Source organism: Pseudoalteromonas sp. '520P1 No. 423', from assembly GCF_001269985.1.
In the GTDB taxonomy this organism is placed as follows: Bacteria; Pseudomonadota; Gammaproteobacteria; order Enterobacterales; family Alteromonadaceae; genus Pseudoalteromonas.
The window spans coordinates 3,530,008-3,546,616 of the sequence record NZ_BBZB01000001.1; the positions used below are offsets into that span (position 1 = coordinate 3,530,008).

The 16,609-nt window shown below is 36.9% G+C and carries 17 protein-coding genes; 4 read left to right on the plus strand and 13 right to left on the minus strand.

Features of this window, described 5'->3' with window-relative positions; translation table 11 throughout:
• Positions 1 to 3: 3 nt before the first annotated feature.
• The 8 genes from flgL to flgE form a co-directional block, all read right to left on the minus strand.
• Positions 4 to 1,512 (minus strand): flagellar hook-associated protein FlgL, encoded by a 1,509-nt coding sequence (flgL, locus tag PSA_RS16160; protein ID WP_042143016.1) that lies wholly within the window; start codon positions 1,510 to 1,512, stop codon positions 4 to 6.
• Positions 1,513 to 1,521: 9 nt separating this feature from the next.
• Positions 1,522 to 3,567, minus strand: coding sequence for a flagellar hook-associated protein FlgK (gene flgK / locus PSA_RS16165; RefSeq protein WP_042143019.1), 2,046 nt, complete (start codon positions 3,565 to 3,567; stop codon positions 1,522 to 1,524).
• A gap of 27 nt (positions 3,568 to 3,594) precedes the next feature.
• A complete protein-coding gene (gene flgJ / locus PSA_RS16170) occupies positions 3,595 to 4,638 on the minus strand; it encodes a flagellar assembly peptidoglycan hydrolase FlgJ (RefSeq protein ID WP_042143023.1) in 1,044 nt (347 codons plus the stop codon).
• A 221-nt stretch (positions 4,639 to 4,859) separates the two neighbouring features.
• Positions 4,860 to 5,906 (minus strand): flagellar basal body P-ring protein FlgI, encoded by a 1,047-nt coding sequence (locus tag PSA_RS16175; RefSeq protein ID WP_231665383.1) that lies wholly within the window; start codon positions 5,904 to 5,906, stop codon positions 4,860 to 4,862.
• Between the two features lie 69 nt (positions 5,907 to 5,975).
• Entirely contained in the window at positions 5,976 to 6,677 is a 702-nt protein-coding gene (gene flgH, locus PSA_RS16180) for a flagellar basal body L-ring protein FlgH (protein ID WP_042143027.1), read from the minus strand.
• Positions 6,678 to 6,697: 20 nt separating this feature from the next.
• Entirely contained in the window at positions 6,698 to 7,486 is a 789-nt protein-coding gene (flgG, locus tag PSA_RS16185; protein WP_042143029.1) for a flagellar basal-body rod protein FlgG, read from the minus strand.
• A gap of 14 nt (positions 7,487 to 7,500) precedes the next feature.
• On the minus strand, positions 7,501 to 8,268 hold the full coding sequence (locus PSA_RS16190; RefSeq protein ID WP_042143030.1) for a flagellar basal body rod protein FlgF: 768 nt from the start codon (positions 8,266 to 8,268) through the stop codon (positions 7,501 to 7,503).
• A gap of 244 nt (positions 8,269 to 8,512) precedes the next feature.
• On the minus strand, positions 8,513 to 9,961 hold the full coding sequence (gene flgE / locus PSA_RS16195) for a flagellar hook protein FlgE (RefSeq protein ID WP_059364998.1): 1,449 nt from the start codon (positions 9,959 to 9,961) through the stop codon (positions 8,513 to 8,515).
• 57 nt (positions 9,962 to 10,018) lie between these two features.
• On the opposite strand from flgE, the gene PSA_RS16200 reads away from it, so the two are divergent.
• Positions 10,019 to 11,044 (plus strand): IS110 family transposase, encoded by a 1,026-nt coding sequence (locus PSA_RS16200; RefSeq protein WP_059364957.1) that lies wholly within the window; start codon positions 10,019 to 10,021, stop codon positions 11,042 to 11,044.
• A 313-nt stretch (positions 11,045 to 11,357) separates the two neighbouring features.
• Here the strand turns inward: PSA_RS16200 and PSA_RS16205 are convergent, their stop codons facing one another.
• The 5 genes from PSA_RS16205 to PSA_RS16225 form a co-directional block, all read right to left on the minus strand.
• Positions 11,358 to 12,077, minus strand: coding sequence for a flagellar hook assembly protein FlgD (locus tag PSA_RS16205; protein ID WP_052379822.1), 720 nt, complete (start codon positions 12,075 to 12,077; stop codon positions 11,358 to 11,360).
• Positions 12,078 to 12,089: 12 nt separating this feature from the next.
• The gene (flgC, locus tag PSA_RS16210) at positions 12,090 to 12,512 is read right to left on the minus strand and encodes a flagellar basal body rod protein FlgC (RefSeq protein WP_042143035.1); all 423 of its coding nucleotides are present in this window, start codon (positions 12,510 to 12,512) and stop codon (positions 12,090 to 12,092) included.
• Positions 12,513 to 12,529: 17 nt separating this feature from the next.
• The gene (gene flgB, locus PSA_RS16215) at positions 12,530 to 12,928 is read right to left on the minus strand and encodes a flagellar basal body rod protein FlgB (RefSeq protein WP_042143037.1); all 399 of its coding nucleotides are present in this window, start codon (positions 12,926 to 12,928) and stop codon (positions 12,530 to 12,532) included.
• A 185-nt stretch (positions 12,929 to 13,113) separates the two neighbouring features.
• Positions 13,114 to 13,944 carry a protein-glutamate O-methyltransferase CheR gene (locus PSA_RS16220; protein WP_042143039.1) on the minus strand — a complete coding sequence of 277 codons (831 nt, stop codon included), beginning with the start codon at positions 13,942 to 13,944 and terminating at the stop codon, positions 13,114 to 13,116.
• Positions 13,945 to 13,979: 35 nt separating this feature from the next.
• The gene (locus tag PSA_RS16225; RefSeq protein WP_042143041.1) at positions 13,980 to 14,912 is read right to left on the minus strand and encodes a chemotaxis protein CheV; all 933 of its coding nucleotides are present in this window, start codon (positions 14,910 to 14,912) and stop codon (positions 13,980 to 13,982) included.
• 34 nt (positions 14,913 to 14,946) lie between these two features.
• Here PSA_RS16225 and flgA point away from each other — a divergent pair, with 34 nt between their 5' ends.
• The 3 genes from flgA to flgN all read left to right on the plus strand — a co-directional run bounded on the left by flgA (position 14,947) and on the right by flgN (position 16,600).
• A complete protein-coding gene (gene flgA / locus PSA_RS16230) occupies positions 14,947 to 15,768 on the plus strand; it encodes a flagellar basal body P-ring formation chaperone FlgA (RefSeq protein WP_082305757.1) in 822 nt (273 codons plus the stop codon).
• Between the two features lie 69 nt (positions 15,769 to 15,837).
• Positions 15,838 to 16,158: a flagellar biosynthesis anti-sigma factor FlgM gene (gene flgM, locus PSA_RS16235; RefSeq protein WP_042143044.1), complete on the plus strand. Its 321-nt coding sequence runs from the start codon at positions 15,838 to 15,840 to the stop codon at positions 16,156 to 16,158.
• Between the two features lie 4 nt (positions 16,159 to 16,162).
• Entirely contained in the window at positions 16,163 to 16,600 is a 438-nt protein-coding gene (gene flgN / locus PSA_RS16240; RefSeq protein WP_042143046.1) for a flagellar export chaperone FlgN, read from the plus strand.
• Positions 16,601 to 16,609 lie beyond the last annotated feature (9 nt).

Here is a 16,609-nt window from a genome sequence, read left to right on the forward strand (position 1 = left end):
TAATTATAAATAATTAAATAAACTGAGATTTTGTATTTTAGCAAAACTTTGCTGACTCGCTTGTAAACCAGTTAAAGCCGTTTGTAAATTAGTCATTGCTTCATATAAATCAACATCTTCTAATGATGACAAATTTTTAGATAAAACAAGTTTGTATGACTCTACCGCATTTGCTTCATTTGATATTGTATTTAAACGAGCACCTATTTGAGACCTAATGTTATCAATATTAATAAAACTATCTTTTAGCTCTAATTGTAAACTGCCAATTAAATCTGCACGACGAGTATTTTCAGGACGATCTATTCTAACAATTTCACCAACTGTTTGAGCACCAGAAAACTGCATTTCGGTTCCATTAAAGGCAATTGTTGTTCCCGCTGCATTATAAGCTTGTGCAGGTATTGTGTTTGCAATAACCGTCACAGGTATGGTTGAGCGATCGACTTCATCGACCTGTATTTGCCCTGGAGCTGGAAAACTGACTTGAAAGTCAGCAGGGGTGTGCTGCTCGCTATTTAATACTTCACCGCCTGTAGCCGTAATATTAGATCCTGCTTGACTTTGCGCAGTATAGGTATTACCTACAAACTGTGTTGCATCTATAGCTTGCTGAATAACCCATAAGATATTTGTTTGCGGATCTGAAGCAGAATCTTGCTTTAAATCGAACAAATCGCCTGCTACAGGTGGACTATTGACATCTGTTTTAACTGTAATCCCCTGAACAGTCAGTTCATCACCTGCTTGATATTCATTTGGACCGGCAATTAATGTACCTGTTGCCACATCTGTTGCTTGCCAGCTTAATGGTACCGTTGCATTAAATTGAATTTGAAAAGTACTCGCTGGTGCGGTGGGCTGTGTAAACTCAGACGGATCTGTCACCAAACCTGTTGATATTTGTGCACCACTAACCGCAGCAGGCGCACTAAAACCGCCATAATTAGAGGGAACGTTTGAAATAAAGCTGCTACCAGCATCATTGACGGGCAATAAAAAAGAAGCCGCGACCAATACTTCTCTTTGACCATCATCACCTTGATACTGGGCATAACCAAACGAATCTTCTTCAAAGGGGGTTTGCTCTGTTTTAAAACCGGAATAAAAATAATCGCCATTAGCATTTTTAGAGTTAGTTAATGCCAACATTTCATCATAATTTGCTTGAAGCTCTAACCCTATGGCCTTTAACCCTTCCGAATCTAGTGTACCATTGAGTGATTGAATCATTAATTCTTGAGTTCTGTATAAAACATTCGTCATACTCTTTAAATGTGCTTCGCCTTCATTGTTAAACCTTAGAGCTGCATCTTGGGATTTTATAAATCTAGCAGAGACATCGAGTTCTTTTTTTAATTTAATGATTGAATTAGCAGCAACCGGATCATCTGATGGCACAATTACTTTTTTACCTGAAGATACTTCTTCTTGTGCACGATCCAATTCTGTTTGCCGTGTTTGTAGCGAAAATAAACTGCGGTCATAAAAATTTTGTGTTCCTATTCGCATAATTTTTTCCTACCTTACTGATTGTATCAAAGTATCAAATATTTCATTAGCAACAGAAATAATTCTAGCGGAAGCTGAATATGCTTGCTGATAGCGGATCAAATTTGCCGCCTCCTCATCTAAATTAACGCCCGACACGGCAGACATTCTCTCTTCAGCGCCTTTAAGTAGAGCTTGAAAAGAATCAGCACTTATTTTGCCGCTTTGGGTAATCACACCGACAAAAGTAACAAGTTCGGCATAAGATTCAGAGAAAGTATTAGTACCGCCATCTAAAGTTTTTTTGGTTTGATAATCCAACATGGTTAGTGCATTGGTATTATCACCTTGGCCAAATTGCTTATTATCAAATGGTGGCGCACTATCTTGGTTGGTAATAGTGAACACTTCGTTACCGGCTAAATTTCCTTTGAGTTCAACTCGCATGCCCGGGACCGTTATGATTTGATCTGCTGTTATGTTAAAGGGTCCGCCAGCGGGTGCAACTAACGGTGTGCCTGCTGAATCTTGTATACTATATTGCGTGCCAGCGCCATTGACGACTATTGTAATTTGGGGATCCAATGGCGGTGGAAAGTTCACTGCATTTGGAAAATTTGTATCAGCTGTATTAGCAATTTCATAGAGATTTAATGCAATATTATTTGGATTAGTGACTGCAGTCGTTTGCAGATAATTATCAGCTGCGGCAACAAGATTAGGGTCTTCGATTTCTAAATTAATATCCCTAGCGCCGGTATAAGTGGGTCTAATTGAAAACTTATCGCCTACAACTAAATTATTATTAGCAATATTAATGTCAATACCAGTGCCCGGAATTTGCAATCTTGTATTTGTTGGCGGTGACATGGCTGTAATATCAACCGCTGTAAAAGTCACTAAAGTATTATTATCTTTATCTGTGACAACTAAGTTACCACCAGGATCAACCACCATAGAATAATCTTGGTTTGTCAATAAAGCTGTATTGTTAATATTCACCGAAAAATCTGTGACCGCTGGATTATTTCTTGAGTTTAATGTCCGCGATAAAGCCAGTTGTGGATCATTAATATCTTTATATAAATTGCTCCCTTCATCGCCATTTAAATCTCGGCCCAAAGACTGTTGGCGATTGAATGTATCTGCGTATGCCAATGCCATTTTGCCCATATCCCTAATCGCAGGTAAAAGTAAATCATCTCTGGTTTTTATAATACCGCTCAAAGAACCACCCTGTAGTTGCTCTGTTACTATGACTTTACTTGGTGCTCCTGGCGTTGGAGAAATGCCTATTTCTAATGTATTAGTATCAAATTCATTTCTTTCGACAGAAAGAGAGATTGGGAATGTTCCTGTGACTAACGTTAATCCTGAACCTATGGTTAAATTAATTGTGCCATCAGGTAGTTCCAAAGTGCCGACTTCTACATATTCACTTAACTGACTAACTAATTGATCTCTTTTATCTAATAAATCGTTTGGCGGAAAACCGTTGTCAGCAACGGAAGATGCGACTGCAATCTCACCATTTAATTGTGCAATTCTAGTACTAATTTCATTAATTGAAGCTACAGTTGTTTCTATTTCTTGATTTATATTGCCAAGGTGCTGCTGCTCAACTTCTGTAAACATATTATTAAAGCGTTTTGCTGTAGATTCAGCTGAACTTAAAAATACATTTCGCGCAGAAACCATTGTGGGTTCTTCCGTTACCCCATTTACGGCATCAAACATATCTTCAATATTTTTAGTGATGCCAGTGTTTGTATCAGCTAAAAAATTATCTAAACGAGATGCATTTACAGTCATCGCATTATTAAAGTTATATTGACTTTTATTGTAGATCACTTCAGAAAATGAGAATTCATTAAATGCGCGTGAAATTGAAGAGATTTGTGTGCCATTTCCTAAAAAAACACCACCGAACGGAATACCAACCGTTGATGTTTGCTCAACAGTCTGCCTGTTAAAACCTTTGGTATTCGCATTTGCAATATTATGCCCAGTAGTATCTAAGCCTTTTTGTGCTGCTGCTAATCCAGATACCCCTGTTCCTAAAATACCAAAACCCATAACCTACAACTCCAAAATTATTTGATATTAGTTACCTACCACTTGCTTTAGACCTTGACTAAATCGATCGCTTTTTAATATCCCTATAATCTTTTCAGCATAATTAGGATCTGTGGCGTAACCAGCTTTCTGTAGCGAATGCAAAAACTGTTCCCGGTTTGAAGATTTAGAAAGTGATTCTTGGTAACGTTGGCCCGTTCTCAAAAAATCAGTAAAGTCATTAAAACTGTCTTCAATGGTTTGATATGCTCTGAAAGCTGCATTTTTCTTGACCGCCACTCCATCTTCAAACTCTAAAGTTGATTTTTTGACACTGTCACCCTGCCAGCTTTTATCTGCTTTAATGTTAAATAGATTATTACTTGAGGTACCATTTGGCTGGTTAATAATATGTTTGCCCCAACCTGTTTCAAGTGCAGCTTGTGCAACCATGACGGCAGGATCTAGGTTAATTTTTTCCGCTGCCTTTTTGGCAAATTGCCACATTGTATTAATAAAATCAGTAGGCGTTTCAAACTTAGCTGTTTGCACATTCTCAATTTGTGCTTTTTCTTGCGATTTACTTGCTAGAAACTCAGCTTGCTGTTGTTTAAATCGCTCAGTTATCCATTGAGGCGTGCTTTCTTTTTCTGGTAAATTGTGTGTTTTTACGTTTTGTAAAACGAAGTTATTTACTTGTTCTGTTTTAGATGGATCATTATTTAAACTGGCATCACTTCGTAAAACAGAAGCCGGCTTATAAGTTTGGTAATCAGGACTTAATTGTTGAACAATTAAATCAGCTAAACCTAATGAGCCATTTTGAGAAAGATCTGATGTTAATTGCTGATCAAACATGCCTTCATAAAATTTTGTAGAACTGCTATTCATAGGACTATCTGATTCAAAAGCTTCATTTGCTTTACGCATACTTTGCATCAACATATTCATGAATATACCTTCAAAATGCTGAGCCGCTTTTTTTAAAGCCTCTCTATCATTACCATTACTACTGGTAGCATCATGTCTTAAGTCATTCAGACTATTAAGATCAAAGTAGTTGCTTGGCATTTGTTGGTTGACTTCATTCATAACAATTTATTGACACTGAACTGATTAATATTAAGGAAAATGCAACTATTAAGCCAGAATATTAATTTTATTATTTAAGCTTTAGCTACCTTAACAAATACGCTAAAAAGTATTAATTTAGAAGGGTAAATGAGAGTAAGAAATGAAAGGGGAAACAACATCATATAATTACAAAGCCCCCTAACGAGGCGCTTGGTAATTTTCAAATATATATCGCTAATTTATATTACGATTAACTGCCCACTTAATGCGCCAGCTTCTTTGAGCGCTTCGAGTATTGCCATTAAATCGCCTGGTGCTGCACCGACTTCATTAATCGCTCTGACTAAATCATCTAAACTGACACCAGGGTCAAAAACAAAAGCGCGAGTATCATCACGAGAAACATCAACTATGCTTTGTGTTGTAACAACGGTTTGGCCTTCAGAAAAAGGGTCTGGTTGATCAACTTCCTGTTGCTCAGCTATAGTGACTGTCAAACCGCCATGAGTAATTGCGGCTGGTTGCAATTTTACATCTTTACCGATTACAATTGTGCCTGTTCTTGAGTTAACAATAATTTTAGCGCCTGTATCTGCGGGCTTAAATTCAAGGTTCTCTAAAGTTGCTAAATAGGCAACACGCTGCGAAACATCTCGAGGAGCAGTCACTCTAATTGAAGTTGCATCCATAGGGCGAGCCGTATTAGGTCCGACTAAGTCATTAATTGAATCAGCTAGGCGCTTTGCTGATGTAAAATCAGGATTATTCAAATTAAAAGTAATGTAATCGCCTTTTCCAAATGGACTAGGAACTGAACGCTCTACTGTAGCACCGTTTGGAATTCGCCCTACTGTAGGGGTATTGATTAAGACACTACTGCCATCTAACCCTTCAGCACCTAATCCACTTACAATTAAACTACCTTGAGCGATTGCATAAACATTACCATCAACACCCTTTAAAAAAGTTTGTAATAATGTGCCACCCCGTAAACTTCCAGCACTTCCTATTGAAGAAGCCGTTAAATCAATTAGTTGTCCTGGCTTTGCAAAAGCAGGTAAATCAGCATGCACGGCAACAACCGCTACATTTTTAATTTTAGGCCTTGCACTTTCAGGCAAGGTAATGCCAAAACTTTTTAACATCGCTTTAAATGTTTGCTCAGTATAAAGCGTTTTTTCACCCGTGCCAGGTAAACCTACCACTAAACCGTAACCTAATAATTGGTTAGAACGTATACCTTCTACCATAGCAACATCTTTAATGCGCTCTGCAAGAGCTTGCATGGAAAAAGTAAATAAGGATAAAAATAAAAGTAGCTTTAAAAAATGTGTAATATTCATAAATTGCCTCTCCTAAAAAGGAGATAATACGCTCATAAAAAAACCTGATAACCAGCCTGCACTTTGTGTTTCTTGCAAATCACCTTTACCTGAATATTGAATACGTGCATTTGCGATTCTGTTTGATTCAACTGTATTTTCAGCACTGACATCAATAGATCTTACAATACCTTCAACTCTAATAAACTCTTCTCCAGTATTTAATGTTAGCCATTTTTCACCACGGATCATTAAATTACCATTTGCTAATACCCGCATTACGTTCACAGTTATATTACCGCTTAAACTATTTGATTGATTAGATTTACCCTCTCCAGTAAAAGAACCACCTGACTTCATACCTAACTGGATACTTTGGCCGCCGATATTTACATTTTTTCCACCCAAGCCAACAATAGGGTCTAAGTTGTATTCGGATTCTTTATCTGTTTCCGTTTTTGCGCTCTTCGAGGCTTGAGTTGACTCTTTAAGCATCACAGTAATGATATCACCCACTCTGACCGCTTTTTTATCTGAGTACATATCATTACTACTGTATGAATTAAATAATGACCCTGTTGGAACTATATTTTTCGCCTCAGCAGCAGGAGCGATGGGAGTATAATAAGGGTCATTGGAAACAACTTGTCGATTTGCAGTCGATACACAGCCGGCAAGTAAAACACAAACAACAAAACTAACTGTAGGTTTAAAAACACGCGTTAATCTAGACATAACCCTATCTCCTAAAATGCTTATAGTTGCTGGTTAATAAAGCTCATCATTTCATCTACCGCAGAAATGACTTTAGAGTTCATTTCATAAACCCTTTGTGTTTCTATTAAATTAACAAGTTCTTCAGTCGTATTTACATTAGATGTCTCTAATGCACCTTGGACTATAATACCTAAACCTTGTACACCTGGATTACCTTGTACTGGGGCACCGCTTACTGCTGTCTCAGTAAATAAATTTTGACCTGTCGGCTCAAGTCCTGCTGGGTTAATAAAATCAGAAATGGTTAACTGGCCTATCACCACATTTTCAGCCTGACCTCTAATATGCACAGAGACTTCACCATCTTGAGAAACGGTAAGTGATTGCGCATCGTCAGGTACATTCATTTCAGGTTGCACAGGAAAGCCCGCACCTGAGGTCACTACTCTTCCATCACCATCTGTCGTAAACTGGCCCGCTCGTGTGTAAGCTTGGCTACCATCTGGCATTAATACTTCAAAGAAACCTTGCCCTTGAATCATCCAGTCCATTGAGTTATCTGTAGTTAATAAATTACCTTGTGAAAAGTTTTTTTGAGTTGCTACAACTTTAGTACCCGCACCTAACATTAAACCTGAAGGCAATTCAGTATCTTGAGAAGAACGACCACCTGGTTGATTGATATTTTGATATAACAAATCTTCAAATACTGCACGGCTCTTTTTATAACCAACCGTGCTAGCATTCGCTAAGTTATTTGAAATAACAGATATATCTGTCTGTTGAGCATCAAGCCCTGTTTTACTAATCCACAATGCTGGGTTCATTATTTCTCTCCTACCTAAACTATTCTAAGTAAAGAAGATTGACTTTCATCCATCTTCTCTGCTGTTTTCATCATTTTGACCTGTAACTCAAACTGACGTTGATGTGAGATCATGCCCACCATTTCTTCTACAGGGTTTACATTAGACATTTCTAGCGCACCACTGAGTACACTCACACTAGGATCTAATTCACAAAAGCCACATAACTCCCCCGCGGTTTTTGCATCTTTTGGTCGGAACAATCCATCTAAACCTTTTTCTAATTGATTATTATTTTCTGGTTTAATAATTTTTAATTGGTCTACCTCTTCCATAAAGTTAGCAGGCGCACCTTGAGGCCTAACCTGTATTGTACCGTCACTACTAATTTCTATTTTTTCGACTGGAACAGGTAATATAATGGGGCCACCAGAACCTATTACGGTGCTTCCTCTAGCAGTTAATAACTCTCCTGTAGCTGAAACATGTAAGTTACCTTCTCGGGTATAAACTTCTTTACCCTCTTTATCTTGAATGCTTAACCAACCACCACCAGACACTGCAATATCTAGATTACGTCCAGTTGTAGCGATAGGCCCTAAACTCATATTTGAACCGGGCCTTTCTGTCATGGCAAAAACTCTAGATGGCATACCTTCACCAAAAGCTTGCATAGAACGCGCTTGTTCGAAGTCTGATTTAAAGCCGGTTGTTTTAGCGTTAGCCAAATTATTGGCACTTACAGCCGTTCCTATGAGGTTTTGTTTTGCGCCACTCATCGAAACATATAACAATTTATCCATTGTAAAACGCCAAAAAAATGATACTTACAGTATATCTAGCAATTTTAATGCCAAAGAATAAAAATTATTTTTTGTTAATTACACAAAGTAGTAGTTTTAAAAATATATTAATTGAAAATAGAGGTTTGAGAGGAATATTAATTATGAATTTAAAAGTTTTAAATTAACTACCAATAATAATTATTGATAATTAATTTAAAACTATGCCACTGAAGTGTCATAATAAAGGCTCAAAGCAACTTTATTATCTGATTTGCAGGATTGTTTGAGATATTGAGTTATTTACTTCAAGTGCTCTAGAGTTAGCTTGGAAGTTTCTCTGTGCAGTGATCAAATCAACTAATTCACCGGTTAAGTTTACGTTTGATTGCTCAAGTGTGCCCGATCGTATTGAACCAAAAGTACCTGAGTCTGGCTCGCCTGCAAGCGGATCACCTGAAGTTTGACTTGACGTCCAGCTTGTATTACCTATTTGAGTCAAACCTTGATCATTTGGAAAACGAACAAGTGCTACTTTACTAATGGCTTGAGAGTCACCATTTGAATATTTTGCTTCAATTAAACCATCGGTACCAATTGAGATCCCAGTTAATCGACCCACAGTCTGACCATCTTGACTTAATGCAGATACTTCAAACGGTGTTGAAAACTGAGTCAAATTAGTCATTACAAAGTTAAAAGTTTGATCTGGGTTCGCGCCATTAGTAATCGCACCAGCACCATCATGAGGAACTGCTGGAGGAGTTGCAATATTACCAACAGCACCTAAAGGCTCAGTTCTTGGCGTTGGAAAAGTACCAGGAATAACGGCACCTGATGTATCAAACTGTAATAGCATACCCCTTTGACCTGTTGTAGCTTGATATTCTAAAGCTCCCGGGTTTGCAACGTTAGGATCTTGACGTAAATCAACAGGTGTTACATTTCCGGCATCATCTGTTAATGTACTGAACATGACAAATGTATTATTATTAGTACTGGTAGAAGCAGGGATAACACCAGGGGTACCTGGAGCAGCCCCCGCACCTGCACCTAAAGCTGCTGGATTAGTCGTTTTTACATAATAAACAGATGAAATTCTGCTATTACCTAAAGAGTCATAGACAACAGTAGAGGTTGAAGAAGTAAATGTATTAGTATCATTTGGATCAAATAGAGACGGATCTAAGTTTGTTGCATTTGAATCTAGATTAAAACTTAAATCTACTTGTGAAGTTGCAGCCGGTGCACCTGCACTATCAGGTATTTGAATCGGTGCTGTTGTACTTAAACTGACAGATTTTACAGAACCGTCATCATTAACAGGTAATCCTTGTAAAAAATCACCGTTTGAAGTCACAATACGGTTTTCATCATCAAGCTTAAATGCACCTGCACGGGTATAAGTGAAATCTCGACTCAATGGACCGTCTGTTGTCACAAAAAAACCATTACCACTTACAGCCATATCTAACGAGTTAGATGTGAATAATAAACTACCTTGATGGAATTGCTGAGCAACATCTTGTGTTAAAACACCACCACCATTTTGTGTTTTAGAATTAGAGAATAAAGAAGTAGAAAATACATCTGCAAATTCAGCTCTTGATTCTTTAAAACCATAAGTATTTACGTTGGCAATATTATTTGCTGTTGTATCTAAGTCTTTTTGAGCTGCTGTTAAGCCGCTTAACGAATGATATGGACTCCCCATCCAATTGGCATTTGTGCCATATTGAAAGTGTAAACAGTCAAAAAATGGAGAGCCCATATGTCTTTAATTAAAGTTGTTGGCATTGATTTAGCCAAATTAGTTTTTAGTATCCACGGTGTTGATAAGCATGACAAGTGTAAATTAAGAAAAACTATCAAAAGAAACAAGCTATTAGAGGAAATAACACAACTTCCACCCTGTATTATTGCAATGGAAGCTTGCTCCGGTGCCCACTATTGGGCAAGGGAATTTATCAAACTCGGTCATGATGTGCGTATTATGGCGTCTAAATTTGTTATTCCCTATCGCCAAAATGAAAAGAATGACGCCAATGATGCTGAAGCTATTTGCGAAGCAGCTACAAGACCAAAAACACGTTTTGTCAGTATTAAAAGCGAAGAACAACAAGCCGTGCTGTGTTTACACCGCATCAGACAAGGTGCAATTAAAGACAGAACCGCACGTATAAACCGATTACGCGGTTTACTCGCTGAGTTCGGTATCATCATGCCAAAAGGTCGATACCCTGCACAAAATGCCATTAACGGTATTCTTGAAGATGCTGAAAATAACCTACCTTTTCTTGCGCGTGAATTGCTCAATGATTTATGGCAAAGTATTAAATCTTTAAATGCAGAAATACTCAAATACGATAGAAAACTGTACAAACTCGCCAACCAAATGAAAGACGCCAAAAGGCTTATGAGTATTCCAGGTATTGGCGAGGTCACTGCAACAGCCGTAGTCGCCACAGTAAATGATGCTAAACATTTTGATACCAGTCGTTCTTTTGCTGCATGGATTGGTTTAGTACCAAGGCAATATTCAACTGGTGGGGTTGCGCGATTAGGCCGTATCAGTAAACGAGGTGAAAAACATATTCGCACTTGCCTGATACATGGTGCTCGAGCAGTAATCGCAAACTGCAAAAATAAAACAGACCGAACGAGTCTGTGGGTCAAAGACCTCATTGAACGACGCGGTTTTAAACGTGCAACGGTTGCATTAGCTGCAAAGAATGCCCGCTTAATTTGGGCACTGTTACATTCAGAAAAAGAATATCAAATTGATTATGTAAAATAAGTTTTAAAGTAACAAAGTTAAATAAAAAAGAGTTTAACTCACCGAGTCTGTGCATTAGCAATTGACGATAACACGGTCAGACCGAGAGCAAGAAAGCCTGTTTAGTCGGGAAGAATAATTCTTTATAAAAGAAGATTCTGTTTAACGAATGAGGCATTGCTCAAGCGCAAATCATCAGGGCGATAGCGTAACAAAGCTAAAAAACGCCGAATGTAGAGCTGCTGTCAGATCTTCTTGTTATCAAAAAGTGTTATTGCTTGACAACGGGGAGTCCATGTAGCTATATTAAATGACATATATAATTCCTACCTTATTAACTAACTTCAATCACATCTTCAAACTTCACACTACCTAAATCTTTGAAGTTGAGTGTTAATCCAGTTCCATTTTGTCCCATGCTTACACTATCAACACGAGTACGCATTTGGACTGGTAATTCAATATGCTGTGCTTTTAAAGTCCCATTTTCACCTGGCACATTTTGCACTAAACCAACGGCTCTAATTTTATACTTACCATCTGGAACTGAATTTCCTTGTGAGTCTTTTCCATCCCATTTAAATTCTAAGTTACCGCCGTTAGAAGCAGCCATAGGTACTTCTCCTACAACAACACCATTTTCATCTTCGATACGAATTTTAATATCAGAAGCAGGATACTCTAGAGGAATACGGCCTGACATTTCTTCACCAGCTGTATTTGTTACATAATGCGTATCAACCAATACATCTCGTCCAACTAAACTCGACGCTTGTAAAGCTTGATTAGAAGACATTGATTCAGCAAATTCATCAAACTTTGTTGACATATTTGTAATGCCTTCTGCCATAGACATATTTGTCATCTGCTGCATCATGGCTTCATTATCTGTCGGATTCGAAGGGTCTTGCATCGCCAATTGCTTTGTCATTAGAGTAAAAAAGTCTTCTTGAGTCAATTCACCTTGTGGTACAGAATCAGGTTCCTTTTCTGCATTTTTTCGCAAACTATCGACATAACTACTGCTTTGGCTGCCATTAATTGGATTTATCATTTTATGCTCCTATTAACGTTGGCCAAGTAAAATTGTTTTACTTAACATGGTTTTTGCTGCATCCGCTATTTGTACATTTGTTTGATATGCCCGTGATGCTGAAATCATATTAGCCATTTCTTCTACCGTATTAACGTTAGGCCTATATATATAACCTTCCTTATCAGCCATTGGATGACCGGGGTTATATTCAACATTTAAAGGTTTATCACTTTCAACAATGCCTAAGACTTTTACTCCAACAGATTCACCTCCTTGGGCTGCGGCAGCTTTTGTCAATTCTGCGGCAAATACTGGATGCCTCGCTCTATATGTTTCATCAACACTTGAACTTACTGAATTGGCATTTGAAAGGTTACTTGCTGTTGTATTTAGACGCACTGATTGCGCGCTCATACCCGTACCAGCTATATCAAATACATTAAATAAACTCATAAATTACCTCTCATGCCCTATTGCCCGCTCAATGCTTTTTTAAGCCCTTGGATCTTACCTGTCAAAAATCTTAGACTTGCCTGATATTCTACTGAGTTTTGTACATACAAGTTTCGTTCCACTTGTACATCAACTGAATTTCCATCGCCAGTATCAGGCTGCAAAGGGTTACGAAATTGCGCATTAGCATTAATAGAATTAGCATTAATATTGAAGTGCTTCTCATGAGTTCTGGTCATTGAACTCGATTGTTTTGACTTAGCCTGATTTAACACGGCTGCAAAATCTATATCTTTGGCTTTATAACCAGGTGTATCTGCATTAGCTATGTTTGTTGCTATAATTTCTGCACGCTGTGATCTTGCTGTCATAGCGCTTGGATGTATGCCAAAAGCTTTTTCAAAACTGATCGCCATAACCCCTCCAAATTTTTGACTTTAGGGAATTAAAGCAAAGGTTAGACCATGTTGCTAAGGATTAATAAATAAGGAGGTGCAATAAAGATAACGTGAATTCAAAAAAAACAATAAAAGCAGATAAAACAGCAACTTAAATGGGAGACTTAAAACAAAAAAATTCTTTACTTCAAGTCTAATTATAGTTATTTTTTTTGGTAAATTATACCAGGATTACAACGGATCATCTCAAAATCGTCATTCAATCCCGTCATAGATTCTGACGCGCCTAAAAATAAATATCCCTTTGGATTTAAAGCCTGTGCAAACTGCCCAATGATTTTAGATTTTATTTCAGGAGAAAAGTAAATAAGTACATTACGACAAAAAATAATATCAAACTTCCCCATCAAAGCATAAGAATCTAGTAAATTGAGATGTCTAAATGTCGCCATTTTTCTTACCGGTTCAACAACCTTTGCCATACCATGACCACTATCCATAAAAAACTTTTTACGTCTTTCAGTAGAAAGGCCTCTCGCTAATGCTAAAGAGTCATATTCTGCATTTTTACACAAGTCCAGCATAGTATTTGAAATATCAGTACCTACAATTTGGGCTCCAGCAGTAAAAGAACCTAAATTTTTAGCCTGATATTCAGCAGTTGTCATTGCAATCGAGTAAGGTTCTTGCCCTGATGAACTTGCCGCTGACCAAATTTTAACTGGACGACGTAAACTCTTAAATTCTGGGAATATTTTACTTTTTAAAAGCTCAAATGGATATTGATCTCTAAACCATAAAGTCTCGTTGGTTGTCATTGCATCAACAACCGCGGCACGCAATTGCCGCTCTCTAGGGCTTAAAGTTTTACTTACCAATTCAGATAATGATTCAACTTCAAAGCGCCCCATTAAAGGTGCTAAACGGCTTTTTACTAGATACAACTTGTTATCACCCAAAACAATCCCGCACTGCTGTTCTAAAAAAGTGCGAAATTGATTATATTCATGCTGCTCTAAGTTTTTATTAGCCAAATTTGATATACCTATATATTAAGTTAAAGTGAATATTAATCACAGTGAACCCATTTTTTAACTGCTGCAGCCAATTCATCGGGGTTAAATTTAGCAATAAAGTCATCTGCACCTACTTTTTCAATCATAGCTTGATTGAAAACCCCACTTAATGAAGTATGTAATATAACATGCAAAGGTGCTAATCGAGGATCAGCTTTTATTTCTGCAGTTAATGTATAACCATCCATTTCAGGCATTTCTACATCTGAAATTAACAAACCAATTCTTTCGGTTATATCTGTTGTACATTCTTTTTCTGCAATTTCTCTGAGCCTAATAAGTGCTTCTTTACCATTTTTAGCAAGTTCGGTTTGAATACCCAGAGGTTCAAGCGCTCTTTTTATTTGATTACGGGCGACAGCAGAATCATCAGCTATAAAAATAATACGCTCTCCTAAATCTTTTTGAATTTCGCCGTCATCTACAATCTCAGAGCTAACCGCTGTATCAACAGGGCAAATATCACTTAATATTTTTTCAACATCAAGGATTTCTACAAGTTCTTTTTCTATTTCAGTCACAGCTGTAAGATATGAATTTCTACCAGAGCCTGATGGAGGAGGTAAAATAGACTCCCAATTCATATTCACTATACGCTCAACTGATCCAACTAAAAAGCCTTGCACAGAACGATTATATTCAGCAATGATAATAAAGCCATTTTCAATATCATCAATGGGATTACCACCTATTGCCATAGATAAGTCAATTACAGAAATAGTTTGACCACGTATATGTGCCACACCTCTAATATACGAATTCGATTTTGGTAACGAAGTTAGTCGTGGGCATTGTAAAACCTCCCTCACTTTAAACACGTTTATACCAAAGCGCTGACGGCCTCTAAGTTTAAATAACAAAAGCTCTAGTCTATTTTGACCTACTAACTGTGTTCTTTGGTTGACCGAGTCTAAAATGCCCGCCATTTCAATCTCCTGAATGAAAAGCTAAATATTAGGAATGAATATTGCTTCCATAAAAAGTATAAGTAAATTTGTATACAGCAAGCGTCTGATTATTGACGCAAAATATTTATACCCTGTTTTCAACATAAAGCATAGTAGAAACATAATGAGTTTGTTTAATAAAAATCATCATAAGTTAATTTTTTTTATATTTTTGACGTTATTATCCAATAACGTCACAGCAGTAAGCTATTCAAAAGCGCAATTAGAGCAGCTTGCTATAAATTATTTAGAACAAGATTTACAAGGTTTGACTAATGGTACGCGAAAACTATCAGCGCTTGCCATTGATCCAAGAATACCCGATAAAAATTGTGATACTGAATTATTAATCAATTCAGCAAAAGTACAAAGAAGTAATCGGCAGAGTACGATACAAATTAAGTGTTTAGATGAAAAAAAGTGGAATTTATATGTTCAGGTCAAAATTATGGAGCTTGCCCCTATTGTTGTTGTCAATCAAAACCTAAATAAAGGCGAAATTATTACAAAAGAACATCTCAGTATAAAACAAATGCAAAAACATTTAATCAGAACACAATATTTAAATGAAACACAAAGCACTACTCTATTAGGAAGTCGTAGTAAACGGAATTTAAGAAGTGGATCAGCAATCACTTATAAGCAAGTTTGTATGGTTTGTAAGGGAGATAAGGTCACTATTTTTGCAGGTGTACGTGGATTAAGAATAAAAACAGCAGGATTTGCGCTACAAGATGGAATTATTGGCCAAAATATTTCTGTTAAAAACTCTAAGTCTGGTAAGAAGTTACATGCTAAAGTACTAGGTGTTGATCAAGTTAAAGTAAGTATTTAAGATATATGTTAAACTATTTCTAAAATTGGCCGATACTAAAAGTAGTGAAATTTTAATGCGAGATATCTCATGGTTAACCAAGTAAATAAAGGCAATCAACAAAATGTTGCCTATACAAATTCAAAGCAGCTGAATGTCAGTAAAGACAATTCAACGACACCAGTACAAAATCAGCCCGCAGCGACAGCTAAAGCAGCTACTGACTCTGTAAGTTTAACACCTCAAGCACAACAACTTCGAGGCTTACAGGAAAAGGCTGAACAATCGCAAGGTTTTGATAGCAAAAAAGTAAACGAACTTAAAAAAGCGATTAGTGAAGGTAATTATCAAGTGAATGCAGAAAAACTAGCTGAAAAAATAGCTGGCTTCGAATTCGATTTATACGGTTAATAAAATGATTGAACAAAATGAAGTACAAAATATTCAGCAGTCTTTAATTGAGCAAAAGCAAAACTTAGATGCTTTATGGCTAATTTTACAAAATGAATTAGAATCAATCAATTCCAGAAATGGTAATGCTTTAGAAAGTACAGCAAAAGAAAAAGTCATTTTATTAAATAAAATATCAACTTTAGATAAAAAGTTAATCAACTCTTCTCTTGAACAAATAAAAGAAGTGGTGCCTTCAATAAAAGAGGATATTAACGCTATAAATGAGCAATTAAATAATTGTAAGCAACAAAATGATACAAACGCTCATGCAGCCCACCAAACGCACATCGCCGTAAAAAAAGTAACCGATATATTACTTGGTTCAATCAAGTCTCTTACTTATGATAATAAAGGTAAGTCTCAAGCAGGCACATTATTAAGCAAAGGTATAAAAGCCTAATCACTCGGC